The sequence below is a fragment of the Vibrio sp. Of14-4 genome (assembly GCF_022347625.1).
GTDB classification, from domain to species: domain Bacteria; phylum Pseudomonadota; class Gammaproteobacteria; order Enterobacterales; family Vibrionaceae; genus Vibrio; species Vibrio pristinus.
This window is the reverse complement of sequence record NZ_JAKRGI010000004.1, coordinates 58,115-77,333: the sequence shown is the minus strand read 5'-3', so window position 1 is coordinate 77,333 and position 19,219 is coordinate 58,115. Positions and strand designations below refer to the sequence as shown.

The following is a 19,219-nucleotide window of genomic DNA, read 5'->3' as shown; positions in this document are numbered from 1 at the left end:
TCATGCTTGAATGGTAACTTTACTTCTAAGGATAGCTCATTCTATGAAAGGAATCATCTTCACAGAATTTATGGATTTGGTCGAAGAAAAATTTGGTTTAGACGTGCTTGACCAGCTGTTGGCTAACGCTTGTGAAGAGGGCGTTTATACTGTTGTAGGCAATTATGACCACAAAGATTTGGTACGTTTAATCGTGCAACTCAGTAAGCAAACAGATACCTCTGCTGAAGAATTACAGAGGGTATTTGGCCAGTCAGTATTTGATAATCTGTATCAATCCTTACTGGAAAGAACAGTGTTTAATATAGGTAAAATTCTACAAAGTTTGTCCAGCGTTTCCTGATATTCAGAGCAGCTTTTGCTGTCTGCTACCAGCCCGCCTCCAGCCCAAACATAGATTTTATTACTTTCTGCAACAAGCGTGCGTATGGTGATACTAGTATCCATTTTACCATGGCGGCTGATGTAGCCTATGCTGCCGCAATAAGCATTTCGACGGTGTGGCTCCAGCTCTTCTATGATTTCCATTGCCCTAATTTTGGGCGCGCCTGTGATAGATCCGCCCGGAAAGCAGGCGCGCAATAAATCTGCTGTTGAATAGTCATCGCGCAGCTCAGCTCGAATCGTACTGACTAGGTGATGCACGGCAGGAAAGCTTTCAATATCGAACAATTTGGGGACATGGACAGTACCGGGTTTGGCCACTTTTCCGATATCATTTCTCAGCAAATCTACAATCATAAGATTTTCAGCTTGATCCTTTTCTGCCATGGCAAGCTCATTGGCTTGAGCTGAATCTGCTTGAATACATGCATGACGTGGACGCGTGCCTTTAATTGGCTTAGTCTCTATTTTGCGATCACTAAGTTGGATGAAGCGCTCTGGAGATACACTTAAAATGGCACTGTTGTCTATGCGAATAAAAGCGGAGAAGGGAGCTTGATTAAATCGTTCTAGCGTTTGATAAGCTTGCCATTCGCAGCCGGTATATTCTGCATTGAAGCGTTGTGCTAGGTTAATTTGATAGCAATCTCCAGAGTGCAGGTAGTCTTTGACTCTTGAAAAACGCTCCACATACTCTTGCTTTGTCATATTTGACTGCCATTCAGACGTTAGCACAAAGTCTTGATCTAGCCTTGGATCTTGGCTGATGAGCCATCTATAGTGTTCATCGACATTTTCGCCCACAACAAAAGCTGTCTTATTTTGATGATCCAAGATGACAGCCCAGCTGTAAATTCCTACGGCCATATCTGGTGTGGTTAAGTCTTGCTGGGCAATTTGTGGTAGCTGCTCGACTCTGCGCCCAAGATCGTAAGAGAAATATCCTAACGCACCTCCAATAAAAGGCAGCTCTCCTTGATAGTCAAGTTGTGGTAACCATTGGTCTTGCTGTTGTTCTAGCAGTTGAAATGGGTCTTGATCGGATTCGAATTGACCCTCGGGGTGAACTACCAGAGTGGTTTGTCCTGAGGTAATGACTTTGACTAAAGGTTCGGCGACTAAAATATCAAACCGGCTATCCACATGTTCACGAGAAGCTGAGCGAAGTAACATTGCCCATGGCAGGGAGGCTACCTTATTGAAAAGCTCTAGTGATAAATATGAGTGATAGTTTAGCGGTTTGATTTGTAGGGAATTTGACGTCTTTTGATTCATTTGTTTTTTTTGTGACAAAGAGATGGTTCACTGCATAGCAAGAGAAGTAAAGCAAGAGTATCATACTGCGACCTATCGCCGCTACAATGACGTTTATAATAACAAGATGGTCTCAGCTCAACTAAACTTGTGGTCAGAAGCAAGAATGTAAGCTGAACTATACACAGCGGCATCAAAAGGAAGCATAACTATAACGAGGCATGCAATGACGGTAATTCGCAAGCAGGATGTGATCAGCAGTGTCGCTGATGCACTTCAATATATTTCTTACTATCACCCTCTAGACTTTGTTCAAGCCCTTGAAGAAGCCTACAACAAAGAGGAGAGCCAAGCGGCTAAAGACGCTATTGCTCAGATTCTAATCAACTCTCGCATGTCTGCAGAAGGCCATAGACCAATTTGCCAAGATACGGGTATTGTTACCTGCTTTGTCAATATTGGTATGGGCGTCCAATGGGACAGCACAGACATGACAGTCCAACAAATGGTGGATGAAGGTGTTCGACAAGCCTATAACAATCCTGACAACCCGCTGAGAGCGTCAATTTTATTAGACCCAGCTGGAAAACGAATTAATACCAAGGACAACACACCAGCTGTTGTTCATATTTCAATGGTACCTGGTAATACAGTTGAGATACAGATTGCAGCGAAAGGTGGTGGTTCTGAAAATAAAACCAAGATGGTCATGCTTAACCCATCCGATGATATTGCAGAATGGGTCGAAAAAACCTTGCCAACTATGGGAGCGGGCTGGTGTCCACCGGGTATGTTAGGTATAGGTATTGGCGGCACTGCGGAAAAAGCGGCAGTATTGGCTAAAGAATCTTTGATGGAGCATATTGATATTCAGGATCTTATTGACCGTGGTCCTCAAAACACTGAAGAAGAGCTTCGTCTCGATATCTTCAATCGTGTCAACAAGTTAGGCATAGGTGCACAGGGCTTGGGTGGTTTAACGACTGTGGTTGACGTCAAAATCAAAACAGCGCCTACTCATGCGGCGTCAAAGCCTGTTTGTCTTATTCCAAATTGTGCGGCGACTCGTCATGTGCACTTCACGCTTGACGGCTCAGGTCCAGCGGAGTTAACACCTCCTAAGTTAGAAGATTGGCCAAAAATCACTTGGGAAGCGGGAGAAAACACGCGTCGAGTTAATCTAGACACAGTGACCAAAGCGGACGTTGAACAATGGAAAACAGGTGAAACCGTCCTGCTTTCCGGTAAGATCCTAACGGGTCGAGACGCAGCGCATAAGCGTATTCAAGGTATGCTTGAAAGTGGAGAGGGACTACCAAAAGGTGTTGACCTAAAAGGCAAGTTTATCTATTACGTTGGCCCTGTAGATGCAGTGGGTGATGAAGTGGTTGGCCCTGCTGGCCCGACGACCTCTACTCGCATGGATAAGTTTACTGACATGATGCTGGAAGAAACGGGCATTATGGGCATGATAGGTAAAGCTGAACGCGGCCCTGCTACCGTTGAATCGATTAAAAAGCACAAAGCGGTTTATTTAATGGCCGTCGGTGGCGCTGCTTATCTCGTCGCGAAAGCGGTTAAAAAAGCCAAAGTTGTCGCATTTGAAGATCTAGGTATGGAAGCGATTTATGAATTTGAAGTCGAGGATATGCCAGTCACGGTTGCTGTTGATTCTAATGGTGCCAATGCCCATCAAATCGGTCCAGATACTTGGAAAGTTAAGATTCAAGAAATGGAATCTCAGTAAGGGTTGCCATCATACCTGATTTTAATCATATTAGGTGTACAACGAGTTATAGGGTGTAGCTTAGCTGCACCTTTTTTATTTTGTATCTTTGATAACTCGACACGACTTAAGGAATATCAATGCCTCGATTTATCCGAATTTTGCAAACCATTATTGCTGTACTTATTGGCTGTTTTGTCGGCTATGACATGATTTTTTATGGTGTGAGCGTCTTTGACCAAAAATATGTACGTTTAACTCTGGTGTTATTTGTTCTATTAGAATTAGCTTTGTTTGTTATCTATAAGCTTACAGAAGACGATTAAATATCATCTCCTACCATTTATACATAACTTCAATGATTTAGACTTTTACTTCCTTGGTTCATTTCTGGTTAAGATAAATAGACGTATGATAGTGAAGAGTTTAAATGAAGAGGCCCTTAATGAAGCCATTGCCCCGAGAATTGAATAAGTTCATTAGTCGCAGTATCGATTCCCATGTTCGTATTGCTGTGACGGGTTTATCCCGAGCTGGTAAAACTGCTTTTATCAGCTCTTTGGTCAATCAGTTACAGCATGTTTCCACCCATGACAATCTTCCACTACTCACTTCGGCTAGAGACCAACGCTTAATTGGATCAAAACGAGAGCCCCAAATAAATATGATGGTGCCAAGGTTTGGCTATGATGAAGCGATGGAACAGGTTTTTGCACAGCCTCCCTCTTGGCCAGAGCCAACTCGTGATGTCAGTGAAATTCGTCTGGCACTAAAGTTCAAATCGACTAAAAGAACTAAAAACTTGCTTGGTAGTACTTCGATACTCCATCTTGATATTGTGGATTATCCTGGTGAGTGGTTGTTGGATTTACCTCTGTTGAATATGAACTTTCATCAGTGGTCGCAAACTCAATTTGCTGCACTCAAAGGTCAACGTAGCGAATTAGCCAAAGATTGGCTTGCTATGCTTGAGTCATTATCCTTGTCGTCCCAAGCGAATGAAAAGTCACTTGAGGAAATCTCAAAAGCCTATACTGACTATCTACATCAATGCAAAGACTCTGGTTTACATTGGGTACAGCCTGGTCGCTTTGTTCTGCCGGGGGAACTGGATGGAGCACCAGTACTACAATTTTTCCCTTGTCAATATGACGAAGAGGATAAGATCCCTAAGGGCTCAAACTTGGCAATGCTGATCACGCGTTATCAAGAATATCAACAGAAGGTAGTAAAAGCTTTTTATAAACACCACTTTTCTACCTTTGACCGCCAAATTGTATTAGTGGATTGCTTACAGCCTCTCAATGCTGGTAACGAATCATTTCTTGATATGCGTCAAGCGATAGAGCAAATAATGCACAGCTTTAAGTATGGTCGGAGCAATATACTTAAACGTCTTTTTGCGCCTAAAATCGATAAAATACTGTTTGCCGCGACTAAAGCCGATCATGTCACTCCAGAGCAACACCCTAATTTAGTTTCGTTACTGCAGCAGATGGTGTATCCAGCTTGGCAAACCGCGGCATACGACAATATTGAGATGAGTTGTATCGCCATGGCATCACTACAAGCTACACGAAGCGGCTTTATTAGCCATAGTGGCGAGTCAATGCCTGCCATTCAAGGCGTGACCAACGGTGGAGAGACATTAACCGTATTCCCAGGAGAGGTTCCTCAAAAGTTACCCAGATCCGATTTTTGGCAGGACAACGAATTCAATTTTTATTCTTTTCGGCCTATGCCTAAATCTGAGGATGAGCCCTTGCCGCATATACGTATGGACAAAGCGCTAGAGTATTTGATTGGAGATAAGCTCAAATGAAAGATTCTCATAACAAGTTGAAAACACAGCGCATCTATACCCAAGTCTTAGAAGAAAAACCAGAGATTGGCGAGGATGAGCTCACCTCTCAACGCCAATTTGACGACAAAGACACGTTTGTTGTGGCAAAAGCGACATCAGAAGATGTTGGTGATCATATTGAAAAAACTATTGAACAGGTGATTCGCCCGCCAAGGAAAAGACGCTTCTTGTTGAGGGGACTTCTTGGGGCTTTTACCGCGTTACTCGCTTGGCAATCGGTTGATACCTTGCATAATGCGATTCAAACAAGTGATTGGTTGTCGGTTGCGTGGATTGGGTTTATTGCAACCCTTGCCAGTGTAGGCTTGGTAGCCTTATGCAAAGAGTTGTGGGCTCTGAAAAAGCTTCGTCATCAATTTAGCGTACAAGATAAAATCGAGACACTGATTACTAACGACAGTGTGGGGCAAGGAAAAGCATTTTGTGAGTCTCTTGCCACAGAGGCGGGTATAACATTGACCAGTCAAAGTTATCAGAGGTGGCAAAAAAGTGTCAATGCATCACACAGTGACTCAGAAATTATTGAAATGTATGATGCCATTGTCGTATCAGAGCTGGATACAAAAGCCACCAAAATAGTGACTAAATATTCAACTGAATCTGCAGCGCTTGTCGCGATAAGCCCTTTAGCGATAGCGGACATGTTACTCGTAGCATGGCGTAGTTTTAAGATGGTTGAGAGCTTAGCTCAGGTTTACGGTGTCCAACTTGGCTATTTGTCTCGGCTAAAGCTGTTTAAATCAATCCTAATCAATATGGCTTTCGTCGGTGTGAGTGAACTTGCCATTGATGCCAGTATGGATTTGCTTTCTATGGATCTTGCAGCAAAAGTATCGGCGAGAGCAGGACAAGGGCTTGGCGTTGGTATCCTGACTGCAAGGGTCGGACTAAAAGCGATGTCCTTGCTTCGGCCAACACCTTGGTATTCAGGAAGACAAGTAAAGCTTGGTGCTATTCGTAAACATGTTGTGGAAAAAATCGCCGCTCTAACAATCAAATAGCGTGATTGTGAAGCTGGTAATGCTGCTTTACTTGACGAGAAAATTTGCTTGGGGGAAACTACTGTCAACTTTTCCTGACACCTTAGACTAGGGACTTTCTCAGTGCGTTTAGAAGTAATATGTGAAGATAGACTCGGCCTTACCCGTGAGCTATTAGATATTCTGGCTTCCAGAAATATTGATTTACGAGGCATTGAAATTGATACCACTGGTATTATTTATCTGAATTGCCCAGATATTGATTTTGATACCTTTAGTGAATTGATGGCAGAAATTCGCCGGATCACAGGTGTAAAAGATGTGCGAAAAATTCAGTTTATGCCCATGGAGAGACATAATACCGAGCTGATATCTCTTCTCAATAGCTTACCAGAGCCAGTACTTGCCATTGATATGAAAGGCCATGTTGATATGGCAAACCACGCAGCTTTGAGTTTGTTCAATTGCGAGCAGGAAGAAATGATTGGTCACCCAATCGTGAGCTTATTGCCAAACTTCAATTTTTCAAATTGGACCGAAGGCAAAATCACACGTCACCGAGAAGATGTTGTGATTGGTGGGCTAGATTACTCCATGGAAGTCATGCCTGTATACATCACTGCTGAATCCAATGAATCTGTCTTAGCAAGTACAGTGATGATCATTCGATCAAATCAAGAAAAACCCATGCTGGTGGATTCTCTGCCCGTTCACAATAACTTAGGCTTTGAGCATTTTGTTGGGGTTTCTAACCGACATAAAGCCCTCATGGGTCAAGCTAAGAAGCTTTGTGTATTGGATCAGCCGTTGCTTATCCAAGGGGAAACGGGAACCGGCAAAGAAATGCTCGCTAGAGCATGCCACAATCGTTCACACCGAGCGGCAGCGCCATTTTTGGTATTGAGCTGCGCGTCTATGCCTGATGATGTCGCGGAGACGGAATTGTTTGGTCACGCGCCTGGTTCATTCAATCATGAACAGGGACATAAAGGTATTTTTGAGCAAGCCGATGGCGGTACGGTATTTCTTGATGAAATTGGTGAGATGAGTCCTCATCTACAAATCAAGCTTCTCAGACTACTTCAGGATGGCACGTTCAGAAGAGTTGGTGCTGAGCAGGAGATCCATGTTGATGTCCGCGTGATAGCATCAACTCGGCACAACTTAGGTGAGCTGGCTGAGTCTAAATCATTTCGTGAAGACTTATTCTATCGCCTAAATGTGTTGACTTTGAACATTCCTGCTTTACGCGAGAGGCCAAATGATATTGCGCCATTACTTGACCTATTTGTGTCAAAATACGTCAAACAGTTGGGCGTTAAAAAGCCAGATCTTAGTGAGGATTTGGTTGACCAACTGGTGAGTTATCAATGGCCAGGTAACATGCGTCAACTGGAAAATATGGTGCTACGAGCCTTGACCGAACTTGACTCAACAACTTTAACTGTAGATTTATTCCACCTTCCTCAACTGGATAACGCGATTGCGACAGGCCCGACGATTAATTTGGACGGTTCACTAGATGAAATCATGAAGGATTATGAATCGCAAGTATTGGAACGTTTGTACCAGTCTTTTCCCTCTAGTCGAAAACTTGCGAAGAGGCTCAATGTTTCTCATACCTCGGTGGCTAATAAATTGCGTGAATACGGGATAAGAAAGAGCTAATGGAACGAGTAAGTACCCCTAGAAATGTGTATGAGCAAGATGAGAATATCATCTTGCGCACTGCTGAGCCGACTGACGGTAAACTGATATCGGATTATTTCATTGCAAATAAAGACTTCCTTAAGCCATGGGAGCCAAGCAGAGAAGAGGCTTTTTATTCTGAAGCGGGCTGGACGAAAAGACTTATTAAGCTTCATGAACTTCATCGGATGGGCCTAGGCTATTATTTGATCATTTTAGACAGTGAATCGGGTGAAATGATGGGAACCGTCTCTTTTAGTAATGTATCCCGCTTTCCATTTCATGCATGTAATTTAGGTTACTCCTTAGCCGAGAATGCTCAAGGTAAAGGCGTCATGACTAGGGCGATGCGATTGGCAATAAAGTACATGTTTTCTATTCAAAATGTTCATAGAATAATGGCGGCTTACCTTCCTCGAAATCATAAAAGTGAAGCCACGTTAATGCGACTTGGATTTAAAAAAGAAGGCATGGCAAAAGACTATTTGCTTATCGATGGAGTGTGGGAAGACCATATTTTAAGTTCATTGGTTAATGACAATTGGACAGCGACGTGAATCGTATAGAAAAGCAGTTATCTTTGATCATGGAACTTGATCAACTGAAATCGGTATTGAGGCGAGCACGCGTAAAAAGTGCGAATGATCGGTTAGAAAATAGCGCAGAGCATAGCTGGCATGTCGCTCTCATGGCCATTTTGATGCAAGAACACGCCAATGAACCTGTGGATATTGCACGAGTCGTTAAAATGTTACTGCTCCACGATATCGTCGAGATAGATGCGGGAGACACTTTTGCCTATGATACTCAAGCCATTGAGTCGCAAAAGGGTAAGGAATTGGCAGCAGCTAAGCGACTTTTTAATATGTTACCTGAAGATCAAGGTGAAGAATTACTTAGTCTTTGGTGCGAATTTGAAGATGCACAATCAGCCGATGCAAAGTTTGCTAAAGCGCTTGATAGGTTGATCCCAATGCTGTTGAATTACCACAATGGCGGAAAAGGCTGGTTAGAGCACCAAGTGACGAGTGCCCAAGCATTGACTGTAAACCGCAAAATTGAAAGTGGTTCCCAAGCTTTATGGGAGCAAGCAAAGAAAATAATTCATGATGCTACCGAGAAAGGGTGGCTTAAAGCCTAACAAGGAATACTAATGTCATATCTTCCTTTGGACGAATACCAAAGAAAATGGATTTTTACTCATCACTCCATGCCTGTTTCTGAGCAGGATTTGGAATCCATAAAACCTATGACACAAGCTCGCTCTTCCCAGCTTTGGAAGGAAAATATCAGTGCTCATAGCCCTGATGCTGAGCGCCTTAGCTCTTCTGATTGGCCGATGAAAGAGACGAACTGGAAAGAAACATTAGATTGGATGGTTTCCTGGGAATCAGATCATGATGCTTTACCTATCGGTGTCGAAGAGTTTCTTGATTGGCAAGATGACGTAACGATTTACTTTTGCTACGAAAAGTACAATGTGATTGAGACTAAATGGTCGGTGTTCAAACGGTATTGGAAAAACTTTCTGTTTTACGATGACGGCCCTATTTTGATCGGCCGCCGACGCAAAGAAGCCCTATGGTTTGATAGCAAAGGTAATGTAAAACTCGGATGGCGCAAGTAAACGCGTTAATTATTGCTCTTATAACAAAGCCCGCTATCAAAGCGGGCTTTGTTTTGTTTGACCGCTATTTTTCATTCAGCAAGTCAAGGAAAAACGCATATTCGAGAGCATCCTCTTTTAAGCGTTTAAAGCGGCCAGAAGCCCCACCATGGCCTGCTTCCATATCCGTCTTAAAGAGTAACGCATGATTATCTGTCTTCATCTCGCGTAGTTTGGCGACCCATTTCATAGGCTCAAAATATTGCACTTGTGAATCGTGTAGTCCTGTCGTGACTAACAGATTCGGATAATCTTGAGAGCTAACATTGTCATAAGGCGAGTAGCTAAGCATATAGTCATAATAGGCTTTTTCACCAGGGTTACCCCACTCATCATATTCGTTGGTGGTCAAAGGAATGGATTCATCAAGCATGGTTGTTACCACGTCGACAAAGGGCACATGAGCTGCTACTCCTCGATATAGCTCTGGTGCTTGATTAATGACAGCCCCCATCAATAGACCGCCTGCTGAGCCTCCAACCGCAAAGACTTTATCTTTTGAGCCATAGCCAGCCTTGGTTAATTCTCGGGTTACATCAATAAAGTCGTTAAAGGTATTTTGCTTGGTAAGCTTTTTACCATCCTCATACCACGGTCGACCAAGCATTTCTGAGCCCCTGATGTGTGCGATAGCATAAACAAACCCGCGGTCTAACAAGCTTAGGCGTGCTGAACGAAATGATGGGTTTATGGTGTGCCCGTATGAACCATAACCGTATTGGTATATTGGGTTAGTGCCATCTTTTTTAAATTTATCCTTTCTGTATACCAGAGACACAGGTATCTGTTTACCATCTCTCGCTGAGACCATGATTCGTTCAGACTGATAGTTACTCGCCTCAAAGTCACCGAGTACTGGCGTCTGTTTGAGTACTTCAGGCTTACCAGTGGTAAGGTCGAAATCATAGTAGGTTCCAGGTGTGGTCAGGCTGCTGTAGTAAATCCTAACTTTTGAGTTTTCAAGTTCATAATTACCTGTAAAGTAGGCAGAAAAAGCACTGTCGTTAAACTCTAGCGGAAACTCTTTGCCTGTTGAAAGCTGACGAACTTTAAGAGTTGATAAGCCGTCTTTACGCTGTTCGTAGACGAGGTGATCGTCAAATAAGGTAAAATCAACCAGTAGAGTATCTTTGTCAGCAGCGATCACATCTTGCCATTTACTGCGGTCTTGAATATTGTCTTTTTCCACTCTCATTAGGCGGAAGTTTACCGCCTGATAATTGGTGTAGATGTAATACCAGTCATTTAGTTTAGCAATGCTGTATTCAACGCCTTCTTCTCTTGGATAAAATGCTTTAGCTGTGGCTTTGGAGTCGTTCGCATCAATAATGGATACACCGCTGGTTTCGGTGCTGTAGTGAGTTATGAATACTTGCTCACCATCTTTACTTTTTCCGAGCGAGGTATAGTAAGCATCGTCTTGCTCTTCATATATTAATGTGTCGCTGCTTTGTGGCGTGCCCAGGACATGACGGTAAACTTGGTAACCTAATAGGGTTTGGGGATCCTTTTTGATGTAATAAAAGGCTTTATTATCATTTTGCCAAGCGATATCACTTTCAGCCCCTTCGACTTTATCGTCTAAATACTCACCTGTATCGAGATTTTTAATCCGTATCGTATAAACTCGTCGGCTTAATGTGTCTTCACCATAAGCCATGAGAGACTCATTTGGGCTTACATATAATCCACCGACATTGAAGAACTCGTGCTCTTTTGCTAATTCGTTGGCATCGAGTAAAACTTCCGAGTCTGTCCCTGCGAAGTCTTTGGCACGTCGATATATAGCGTATTCGTTGTCACCCGATACCTGGTTTGAATAGTAGAAGTTACCTTCTTTCACTGGGACGGAGCTGTCATCTTTTGCGATACGACTTTTTAGCTCTTCAAATAGCTGTTTTTGCAGCGCTTCGGTATGATTTAAAACAGCATCAGCGTATTGGTTTTCCTGTTCAAGGTGCTGCAAAATTTCCGCATCTTTACGTTGGTCGTCTCTCATCCAGTAATAATTATCAATCCGAGTATCGCCATGATTTTCTAGGGCGCGGGGGACTTTCTTTGCTATCGGTGCTTGGGTTTGTTGGGCAATCAGTTCTACTTGGGATGGTTGAGTCATGGTGTTAATTCCTTGGTTGCTGCAGCCAGTGATCAGTATCGCTGAGACAGCTAATGCAGTGAGGGAGAAACGCATCAAAGCTCCTTAAATTATGCTCAGAATGACAATTATGCTAACCTGGATGATAATGCTTTTATATCAGGAGGATAGGCATAAATACTTACTTGGCAGCCTGATACGCTAGCAAACAAAAAGCATCGGATCAAACATTATCAGGGGCAATGTTTTTTACCGTGTGGCATTCATAAAAATTAGAAAAAGGATAGACAAATCATTTCGAGTAAGTTAGAAAGGTAGACGTTATCTTGCCGACGAGGAACTTACCCATGAGAAAAACCTACATTGCTTCATCTCTTATTGCATCACTTGTAACGCTTAATGTTTACGCCTCTCCGATCACACCTGATGAGGTAGAAGCGGCTCAGAAAGGTTGGGGTGAAGGCATTATCGCAATTGGTAAAGCAAAGGATGCTCGTAGTGCTGCCATTAAGCATATCGACAAGTTTTATGCCTATGACTTAGGTACTGTACTTTTCAAGCCGACGTTGGCAGTTGAAGATCAATTTAGACATTCAAAATCTGAAGCACTTTCTTATTTTGTTGGTGGCGAAATTAAAGAAGATAATGGTTTTGCTCTAGCGCCTTATACTAATGTTCGTTGGGAAAATGAAGGCGTTATTACAGATAAAAACTCCGACATAGCAATGGCCATGGGCAATTACTTTTTTACCAAAACCGACGGTCAAGAAGTTAAAGTAGAATACACCTTCGGTTACATCAAAGATGATGCAGGTAACATAAAAATCAATCTGCATCACTCATCTCTGCCATACAGCCCTAAGTAAGGCTAATAGTTAGTAATCTAACTAAGGCATATTAGTTTATCGGCTCGTTATAAAAAACATAACGGGCCTGTTTTTTGTTAGCTTATTTATTTCAATATTGTTGGGAGCTATCTTAAGACAGAACGAGCCATTCGAGCATAAGTATGGCGTATACCTCGAATAGCAATACTATAGCTGCGAATATTTTCTGGTAGTGCAATTCCTGTATAACCCGTATCACCGATGTGATGTAAATCTGCCCCCGCCATTTTGCTCATTAAGGCAATGCGCTTAATTGTGTCTATATCGGCGCCCTCTTGAGAGGTTCCAACTGCCGTCATGGCAAGTACATTATGCTTATGTGCTTCATCAATAAGGGAGGAGACATAAGACTCTGACATACCGGGTACTGTTCCAGGAGCAGGTAGCAGTATCACATCGGCGCCATGGTTTGCAAATGAAGACACATCCTGCTTTGTTATGATTTTTTTCCCATTTTCTGAGCTCACTCCTGCACCATGCATTTTTCCTGCAATAATTAGGATTTTATTCTTCTGATGCATTTTTAATTGCTGGAGAGACTCAGTAATTGCTTTATTTGACACGCCATTACTTGGGTTACCGGTGAGTACAATAAAATCACACTTCATATCGATTAAAGCATTCACATTCTCAGGCGTAGCGGCTCTGCCTGAACGCATTGCCCAAATTTCATTGTGTTCCTGAGCGAACTCTGGGTCAACTGCTTCTAGATTGACGCCAACAGGGCGGCCAGTCAGTTGCTTTAATGTAGCAATAACGCTTTGGGGACGTGTACTCTTGGGTAGGCCAATAATCTCCGGCCTATTAACATCAAACATGTTGATGAGCAGTAAATCAGCACCTTGTGAAGCTGCCAGTTCAGCATTGGTAATGTTTGTTAATAGCGGCTGCACTGAAGCAATGGTTTCAGTCATTAGCACTCTGCCTTCGCTAGCTTTTATTGCAAAGAGTAAATCTTCTTTAGTCATATTATTGAAGTTAGAGGCGCTGCAATCTAATAATCTTTTCATAATGATTTTATTCATATGAGGGGATATGTTGGCCTTCCTTCGTTCGTTTTTTATATTAGAAGGCCAACACAGCCGAGCTAAGGATTGGCGAATATATTTTCAAACATTACGAAGTAAGAAAAGGGTAAACATATAATGATATTATTTCCCTTTTTAAAACTATTGGGGCCTAAATATCATTAGTAGTATGGACATGAAATCACTTTAGCCTACTAAAAAGAATGTAAGCAGGGATTATGCTTAGCTGATTTGCTGAAAGGTAATTTCACTAAAATGAGGGTTATCGGTCAGGGCTGTCATTGATACTAAGGTTGAGGTCGGAATTTGTATGTCGCCACAGGGAGTATCAATAACGATACATTCTCTGCGCTGGTGATCATAGTTGGTTGTTTTCGCTCTCCCTTCAAAGACTTGAGCAGAATCCGTAACTAAGCGAATAGGAATACGAAAGAGACAGACTATTTCTATGTAATCGTATTCGCTACAGGAAATCATGGTTAATCCTTATAAAATAGTGCCAGCCAAATAGTTTCTTTATCAGGGGCAGTATAGCTCACTCTGTGTTTAGTATGGGCTGGAATGTTAAGATTATCACCCGCTTTTAATTCTATTTCTTCTCCATTGATGTATTGGATTTTTGCATGGCCAGTCAATACTAGTATCCATTCATGTTCGTCCTGATCGTACCAAAAATCAGGCTCTGAACATTGGCCTTTGGAAACAATACGCTCAAGGCGAAATTGACTTCCTGTCACAAGATCTTCAAAGACCTCATTGGTTAAATCTGCAGGGATAGAATGAAATAGGTTCATGGAACTACACAGCGTAATCGAAAACGATAATATCTTTTAGGATAGGTTTAAATACTTTTTTTAACGCGTCATGCTCGGGGTGAGGTAGATAATTCTGGCGACCTGATTCATCAGAAAATGTCATCATTACGCAGTGAGTATAATTTTCATTTTTTCCCTCAGGGCTGTTGTTTTCTCCCCACTCGACATCTAAAACGCCTTCAATTTTGTTTGGGATCGCGAGGAAAGCTGCTTTTACCATTTCTAACTGCTGTGGTGTTGCATCATCGATAAACTGAATGAGTAGAATGTGTCTGATCATGGTTTGACCTATTTAATTTTTAATGCCAATTTGTATTTCATAATACAGCGTTAGCTTAATGGTGCAAACTTCGATTTTTGTATTCTTTACTTCTAACTCACCGAGGTTTCGAAGCTTTTATTCTAAGTAACACTATTTGGAAGAGAGGTAAATAGTGTTACTTGGAATGGCTGGTAATGCTACTGACTTGATTCTAGTGTTTCTACTCTTGCTTTTAACTCTTTAATTGATTCTAAAAGTACCGGGATCAGACCGATATAATCTACCCGTAAAGTGCCTTGTATATCACGCTTCGCAAGCTCAGGTAACTCAGATTGTACCTCTTGGGCAATGACGCCGTACTCATATTGGCCAGCCAAGTGGCCTTGAATGCTATCGGGGTGCCAAGAATAGCTGTATCCATTAAGGCGGCTGATTTTATCGAGGCTATTTAGTAAAGGTTGGATATCACTTTTTAAATTAACGTCACTTATTCTAGGCATACTATTAGTCGGTGGTATATACCCAGCGGCGATAGAATAAGTATTGGTTTCTTGGTCAAAGAGCATAAATTTATACCATGAACTCAAAGAGTTTTTGGCTGGTTGAGCTAGATATTGACTGCCAAATTCGGTTTTACATTGTTGATTAACATCAATATAGCTAGATCTTAGAACCAAAAAATAGTCCCCACGATACTCTTCTCTTTCTACCCATGAACCATCAATGACGACTTGCTCTTCATTATCATCTTCTAGCCAATCCCAGTGGCTTCCATCAGGCTTGGAACAGAACACATTGGATTCATCGGCCAGCACGTGACTCGATAATATGACACAGAAACTCACACTTAATATCAAATTAAATAACTTCATCGCTCCCTCATTAACCTTTTATAAATTGTGGTTATTGTATTTTTATTGATCATTTATGCAAGTTGATTGATATGATTTTGCTATTTTTTGTGACCATGTCTAATGGCATTGCTTATTTATTAATAACGAGACTAAGAGAGGGAATAATAAAAAGGGCGAGCAATTGCCCGCCTTGATTAGGAAAGTTTATTGATTTGTCATTATATAGTCGATTTGCTTGCTGAAATAAGGTGATGAAACATTCAGTTGTAAACTGTCTGCCAAGCTATCATTATCGTTATTTTGATATTGGTAACTGTATGTCGTTTCAACCTCGCCGACTGTTTGTTTGAGTGTTTCAATAGGTTTTAAAGAAAGGCCAAAGAAGTCCATATCTACTTTCCATTCTTTTACAGGGTCAGAGTAATATGGGCCGTATACAGAAGCATCGTTTATATACGTTAATTCAATGGTTTTCTCTCCTTGAGCAAACAGGTTTTGAGTGGCTTTTTTGATTTCACCACTCGGGTAGTATTGTAGCGATAGAGTACTTGTTTGTGCAGGTGTTGACTGCTTTACCTCTCGGATTTGTTGTAGTTTTCCATCGGTATGATAGGTGTAGTAAAAGTGCTTTGCCGATGTTTCATCACCTGATAGAGGTGTTTGTATACGTTGAACAAGCTTATCGTTTTCACCATAAACGTATTGAATGTTATAGGTTGCGATCGGTGTGCCGCTTAGATCAGAAGCCTCTCTATGAAAAACTTGCTTTGTCTCTGACGTCACTTGTCCTTGGTCATTGTACTGATACGAAGAGATAAAGTTCTCTTTAGTATGTTTAATGTAAGTGTTCATCTCCCCGTGTTTCATTAGTGCGCGTGCTGATTCTAATAAACCATCATTGTTATAGGTATAGTTTAAAGTGCTATCAACGTAATCACGCTGTGTTACTTGGCCGAGATCATTATAAGAATAGGCAGCCGCTGTTGTGGTTTGGTTGTTATCTGTTTTTATTATTTGACTGATGCGAGCAGTATTGGCTTGCACTGAACTTAAATCCGCATAATCCTCAAAAACACCATAATGTTGATATGAGTGAGCGTTAAAAGCAGCAAGAAGAGCTAGGGTTGTTAAACTTGTTTTTATAGTCATAGTTTAAAGCCTGTTAGTTATTGTTTTTTTAATTAATAGGGAAATACTTTTTCCCATTTATTTCCCTTTCAAATAGACCACTTGAAAGGAGATATGAAACTAACAGCTTATATTCGCAGTGTTAATACCTAGAATTGATATGTGTCTGGTTTAATATTAACAAAATGTTTCTGAAAGAAACTGAGCCAAGCTTAGATACATTGCTAAAAAGGCTTGTTGAAAAAGGCTATCTCTTAAGGAGGGTAGATAGCCGAACGCTAGGAGGGGTTGAGTTTAGTTATTCGATGCTTGGGTAGTGAAATTAACGCTACCACGCTTTATCTGACATTTTTGCAAGATACATTTTCAATTTATTCCCGTTGGCTGGTTCGTGCTCCAATTGTATTAATAGAGAAGTGTCAGTTAATTCTATTTGTGTAGTGGGGATATTAATATGAACGAAGTAATCGTCGGGGTTAGAGAGCCTAGTAGAGAAATTTATAGTGAGTGCTCTCATTCCATTGATGGTTACACTTGAAACGCCTTTGGTCTGTTCTTCGAAGGTAATCCAATTGTCGAGGCCAGCGACAAGGCAAGTCTGAGGTATCAATGGTAGCACTTTATCTTGCAACTCACCGAGTTCTTTGTGCTTCATGTCTATTAGGTCAATGATTCTATTCGTAATATCTTCATCATCAACTTTCGCCTTAGCTTCTTTAATGGAGTCGATGAGTTGGCTCAGTATGGATGAGACAGCAATTACTACGCCAGTGCCCGTTGGATCCATCAGCCCTGCTATACTTGAGCCCAATTTTATCAGACTATTTATACGGGGGATGTGCTCGCTATCGGCACCTAGTATATCTCTTAGCTCTTGCAGCTCTTTTTGATATTCGATTTCTCTTGATTCCATTCTTTTTCCTCCGATAGTTTCATTAAGAGTAACACTATTAAAATCAGGTAAATAGGTTCTTTCTAGAACTACAGAAAAGCAAACGAGGCTGACCCTCGTGCAATAAAAATTTTTCGGTTACCTAGGTCACCACCACCAAGGTTCAGTAGGTTGAAATATATGGTTACTTAAGGCGTAGCGTGACGCGTAACGCTGCGTTCCTAATGTTTAGGTAGTACCTCTCCATTAGTTAACTAAGTTTTGCCCCTAAACTTGTTAGATCAAATGCTCTACATATTTTATGGGCGTGCTTTTTCCCTATCAAATCTAATTCGACGAAATAGAGTCAGACCGAGCGTATTTTGGGCGTATATAGATTGAAAATTGTATTGCTCAGAATCCGCCGGAGTTATACGGAAACTTTCGGCAACTTCTTAAGCTCATGTCTTAGACACTATGCTGTGCGGGCTTTCAATTGAGCGTGAGTGTGATTAGCGTTATGATTGGTCACATACAATTACGGAATAAATCCGTCTAATAAGCGTTAGGCTACAAAATTAATATACGGACAAAAAATGGATTATTTGAGTATAAATAAAGAAGCATGGGATAAAAGAACCAAGGTACACGTTGAATCGGAGTTCTATGATGTCGCATCATTTAAGAATGGTAGATGTTCGCTAAATCCAATCGAACTAAAACAAGTAGGAAATGTTCAAGGAAAGTCTCTATTGCACCTACAGTGTCATTTTGGTCAAGATACCTTGTCTTGGGCTCGATTAGGTGCGGAGGTCACAGGTATAGATTTGTCTGCTAATGCAATCAAGCATGCTAATTCACTGAAGCAGGCTTTGGATTTAAAAGCGAATTTTATTGAAAGTGATGTTGTTCAATTTGGTCATGAAAATAACCAACAATTCGATATCGTATTTACTTCATACGGTGTGTTGTGTTGGCTACCCAACTTAGTTGATTGGGCACAGACTATTGCCAAGTCACTAAAAGTCGGCGGGGAGTTTCACCTAGTTGAGTTCCATACGTTTAATGACTTGCTATCTGGCTACTCGTATTTTCCAGATAGCGAGCCTGACGTTGAAGAGGAAGGCACTTATACCGAAAACTGCGATGGTACAAAATCAACTACGGTTACTTGGTCTCATCCAATAAGTAAGGTTATAAGCGCCTTAATCGACACAGGTTTAAAGATTGAGTCTTTTTCTGAGCATCCATATAGCCCATATAACTGTTTTGATGGTTTGGAGTCGGTACCAAACTTGGGATACCAAATGCTGTATAAAGGTCAACAGATTCCTTTGCTATATTCAATCAAAGCTCGGAAAGTCGCCTAACAACTGAGGATTAAGCGTTGCGTAGCCGACGTTAAATCCCAAGTGTTGAACAAGCCTGAGCCTATATGTAAGTAAATTGTGCGATCTGATCTCGAAGGGTGGCGGCCTTGATACTTTTGTCAAGGTAAGCGCGATCTTCGAAAGGCAGAGGTTTCGACACATCATCCGGTGCGTTCTGCACATCAATTTTGCTATTTGCCATACCTGCAGTTATTCACGGCTTGCTAATGTAAGGTTTTTCGAAACTCATTCCTGTCCACTTTTGACTCTGCTCCAGAAAAGCCTTCCATTTATGAGTCCTTTAAATAATGTATGCGGCTTTCTAGGTAATATACCTTTTCCTGTA

General features: G+C 41.6%; 19 protein-coding genes and 1 pseudogene. 11 read left to right on the top strand and 9 right to left on the bottom strand.

All coding sequences use genetic code 11. The annotated features are described in order from the left end of the window. Window positions 1-43: 43 nt before the first annotated feature. Window positions 44-283: pseudogene (locus MHN79_RS05625) on the top strand (heme NO-binding domain-containing protein); the annotation flags it as partial. On the opposite strand, the gene pabB reads toward MHN79_RS05625, so the two are convergent. Next, window positions 274-1,659: an aminodeoxychorismate synthase component 1 gene (gene pabB / locus MHN79_RS05620; RefSeq protein WP_239172051.1), complete on the bottom strand. Its 1,386-nt coding sequence runs from the start codon at window positions 1,657-1,659 to the stop codon at window positions 274-276. The pseudogene MHN79_RS05625 and the gene pabB overlap by 10 nt on opposite strands. 205 nt (window positions 1,660-1,864) lie before the next feature. Here pabB and MHN79_RS05615 point away from each other — a divergent pair, with 205 nt between their 5' ends. The 8 genes from MHN79_RS05615 to MHN79_RS05580 all read left to right on the top strand — a co-directional run bounded on the left by MHN79_RS05615 (window position 1,865) and on the right by MHN79_RS05580 (window position 9,524). Beyond that, on the top strand, window positions 1,865-3,385 hold the full coding sequence (locus tag MHN79_RS05615) for a fumarate hydratase (RefSeq protein WP_239172050.1): 1,521 nt from the start codon (window positions 1,865-1,867) through the stop codon (window positions 3,383-3,385). A gap of 119 nt (window positions 3,386-3,504) precedes the next feature. After that, window positions 3,505-3,690 (top strand): hypothetical protein, encoded by a 186-nt coding sequence (locus MHN79_RS05610; protein ID WP_152430626.1) that lies wholly within the window; start codon window positions 3,505-3,507, stop codon window positions 3,688-3,690. Between the two features lie 119 nt (window positions 3,691-3,809). Next, window positions 3,810-5,186 (top strand): YcjX family protein, encoded by a 1,377-nt coding sequence (locus tag MHN79_RS05605; protein ID WP_239172049.1) that lies wholly within the window; start codon window positions 3,810-3,812, stop codon window positions 5,184-5,186. After that, on the top strand, window positions 5,183-6,229 hold the full coding sequence (locus MHN79_RS05600) for a TIGR01620 family protein (protein ID WP_239172048.1): 1,047 nt from the start codon (window positions 5,183-5,185) through the stop codon (window positions 6,227-6,229). The genes MHN79_RS05605 and MHN79_RS05600 overlap by 4 nt, the downstream gene beginning before the upstream one ends. Window positions 6,230-6,331: 102 nt before the next feature. Further along, window positions 6,332-7,876, top strand: coding sequence for a transcriptional regulator TyrR (gene tyrR, locus MHN79_RS05595; protein WP_152430623.1), 1,545 nt, complete (start codon window positions 6,332-6,334; stop codon window positions 7,874-7,876). Then, a complete protein-coding gene (gene rimJ / locus MHN79_RS05590) occupies window positions 7,876-8,454 on the top strand; it encodes a ribosomal protein S5-alanine N-acetyltransferase (protein ID WP_239172047.1) in 579 nt (192 codons plus the stop codon). Before tyrR ends, rimJ begins: the two co-directional genes overlap by 1 nt. Then, entirely contained in the window at window positions 8,451-9,038 is a 588-nt protein-coding gene (locus MHN79_RS05585; RefSeq protein WP_239172046.1) for an HD domain-containing protein, read from the top strand. The genes rimJ and MHN79_RS05585 overlap by 4 nt, the downstream gene beginning before the upstream one ends. Window positions 9,039-9,050: 12 nt before the next feature. After that, complete coding sequence (locus tag MHN79_RS05580) at window positions 9,051-9,524, top strand: DUF2947 domain-containing protein (RefSeq protein ID WP_152430620.1); 474 nt, start codon at window positions 9,051-9,053, stop codon at window positions 9,522-9,524. Window positions 9,525-9,588: 64 nt separating this feature from the next. Here the strand turns inward: MHN79_RS05580 and MHN79_RS05575 are convergent, their stop codons facing one another. Next, window positions 9,589-11,754, bottom strand: a complete 2,166-nt coding sequence (locus tag MHN79_RS05575; protein WP_239172045.1) for a S9 family peptidase — start codon at window positions 11,752-11,754, stop codon at window positions 9,589-9,591. A 251-nt stretch (window positions 11,755-12,005) separates the two neighbouring features. Between MHN79_RS05575 and MHN79_RS05570 the strand changes: the two genes are divergently transcribed. Beyond that, window positions 12,006-12,524: a hypothetical protein gene (locus tag MHN79_RS05570; RefSeq protein WP_239172044.1), complete on the top strand. Its 519-nt coding sequence runs from the start codon at window positions 12,006-12,008 to the stop codon at window positions 12,522-12,524. A gap of 107 nt (window positions 12,525-12,631) precedes the next feature. Here MHN79_RS05570 and MHN79_RS05565 read toward each other — a convergent pair whose 3' ends face one another. The 7 genes from MHN79_RS05565 to MHN79_RS05535 form a co-directional block, all read right to left on the bottom strand. Next, window positions 12,632-13,555 carry a haloacid dehalogenase-like hydrolase gene (locus MHN79_RS05565; RefSeq protein ID WP_239172043.1) on the bottom strand — a complete coding sequence of 308 codons (924 nt, stop codon included), beginning with the start codon at window positions 13,553-13,555 and terminating at the stop codon, window positions 12,632-12,634. Window positions 13,556-13,795: 240 nt separating this feature from the next. Beyond that, window positions 13,796-14,050 carry a Rho-binding antiterminator gene (locus MHN79_RS05560; RefSeq protein WP_160931060.1) on the bottom strand — a complete coding sequence of 85 codons (255 nt, stop codon included), beginning with the start codon at window positions 14,048-14,050 and terminating at the stop codon, window positions 13,796-13,798. Between the two features lie 2 nt (window positions 14,051-14,052). Beyond that, window positions 14,053-14,367 carry a cupin domain-containing protein gene (locus MHN79_RS05555; RefSeq protein ID WP_239172042.1) on the bottom strand — a complete coding sequence of 105 codons (315 nt, stop codon included), beginning with the start codon at window positions 14,365-14,367 and terminating at the stop codon, window positions 14,053-14,055. A 4-nt stretch (window positions 14,368-14,371) separates the two neighbouring features. Then, window positions 14,372-14,668, bottom strand: coding sequence for a Dabb family protein (locus MHN79_RS05550; protein WP_239172041.1), 297 nt, complete (start codon window positions 14,666-14,668; stop codon window positions 14,372-14,374). Window positions 14,669-14,847: 179 nt separating this feature from the next. After that, entirely contained in the window at window positions 14,848-15,522 is a 675-nt protein-coding gene (locus MHN79_RS05545; protein WP_239172040.1) for a tail fiber domain-containing protein, read from the bottom strand. A 186-nt stretch (window positions 15,523-15,708) separates the two neighbouring features. Beyond that, window positions 15,709-16,653, bottom strand: a complete 945-nt coding sequence (locus MHN79_RS05540; protein WP_239172039.1) for a hypothetical protein — start codon at window positions 16,651-16,653, stop codon at window positions 15,709-15,711. A 307-nt stretch (window positions 16,654-16,960) separates the two neighbouring features. Beyond that, window positions 16,961-17,545 carry a hypothetical protein gene (locus MHN79_RS05535; RefSeq protein ID WP_239172038.1) on the bottom strand — a complete coding sequence of 195 codons (585 nt, stop codon included), beginning with the start codon at window positions 17,543-17,545 and terminating at the stop codon, window positions 16,961-16,963. Between the two features lie 554 nt (window positions 17,546-18,099). On the opposite strand from MHN79_RS05535, the gene MHN79_RS05530 reads away from it, so the two are divergent. Next, window positions 18,100-18,873 carry a class I SAM-dependent methyltransferase gene (locus MHN79_RS05530; RefSeq protein WP_239172037.1) on the top strand — a complete coding sequence of 258 codons (774 nt, stop codon included), beginning with the start codon at window positions 18,100-18,102 and terminating at the stop codon, window positions 18,871-18,873. Window positions 18,874-19,219 lie beyond the last annotated feature (346 nt).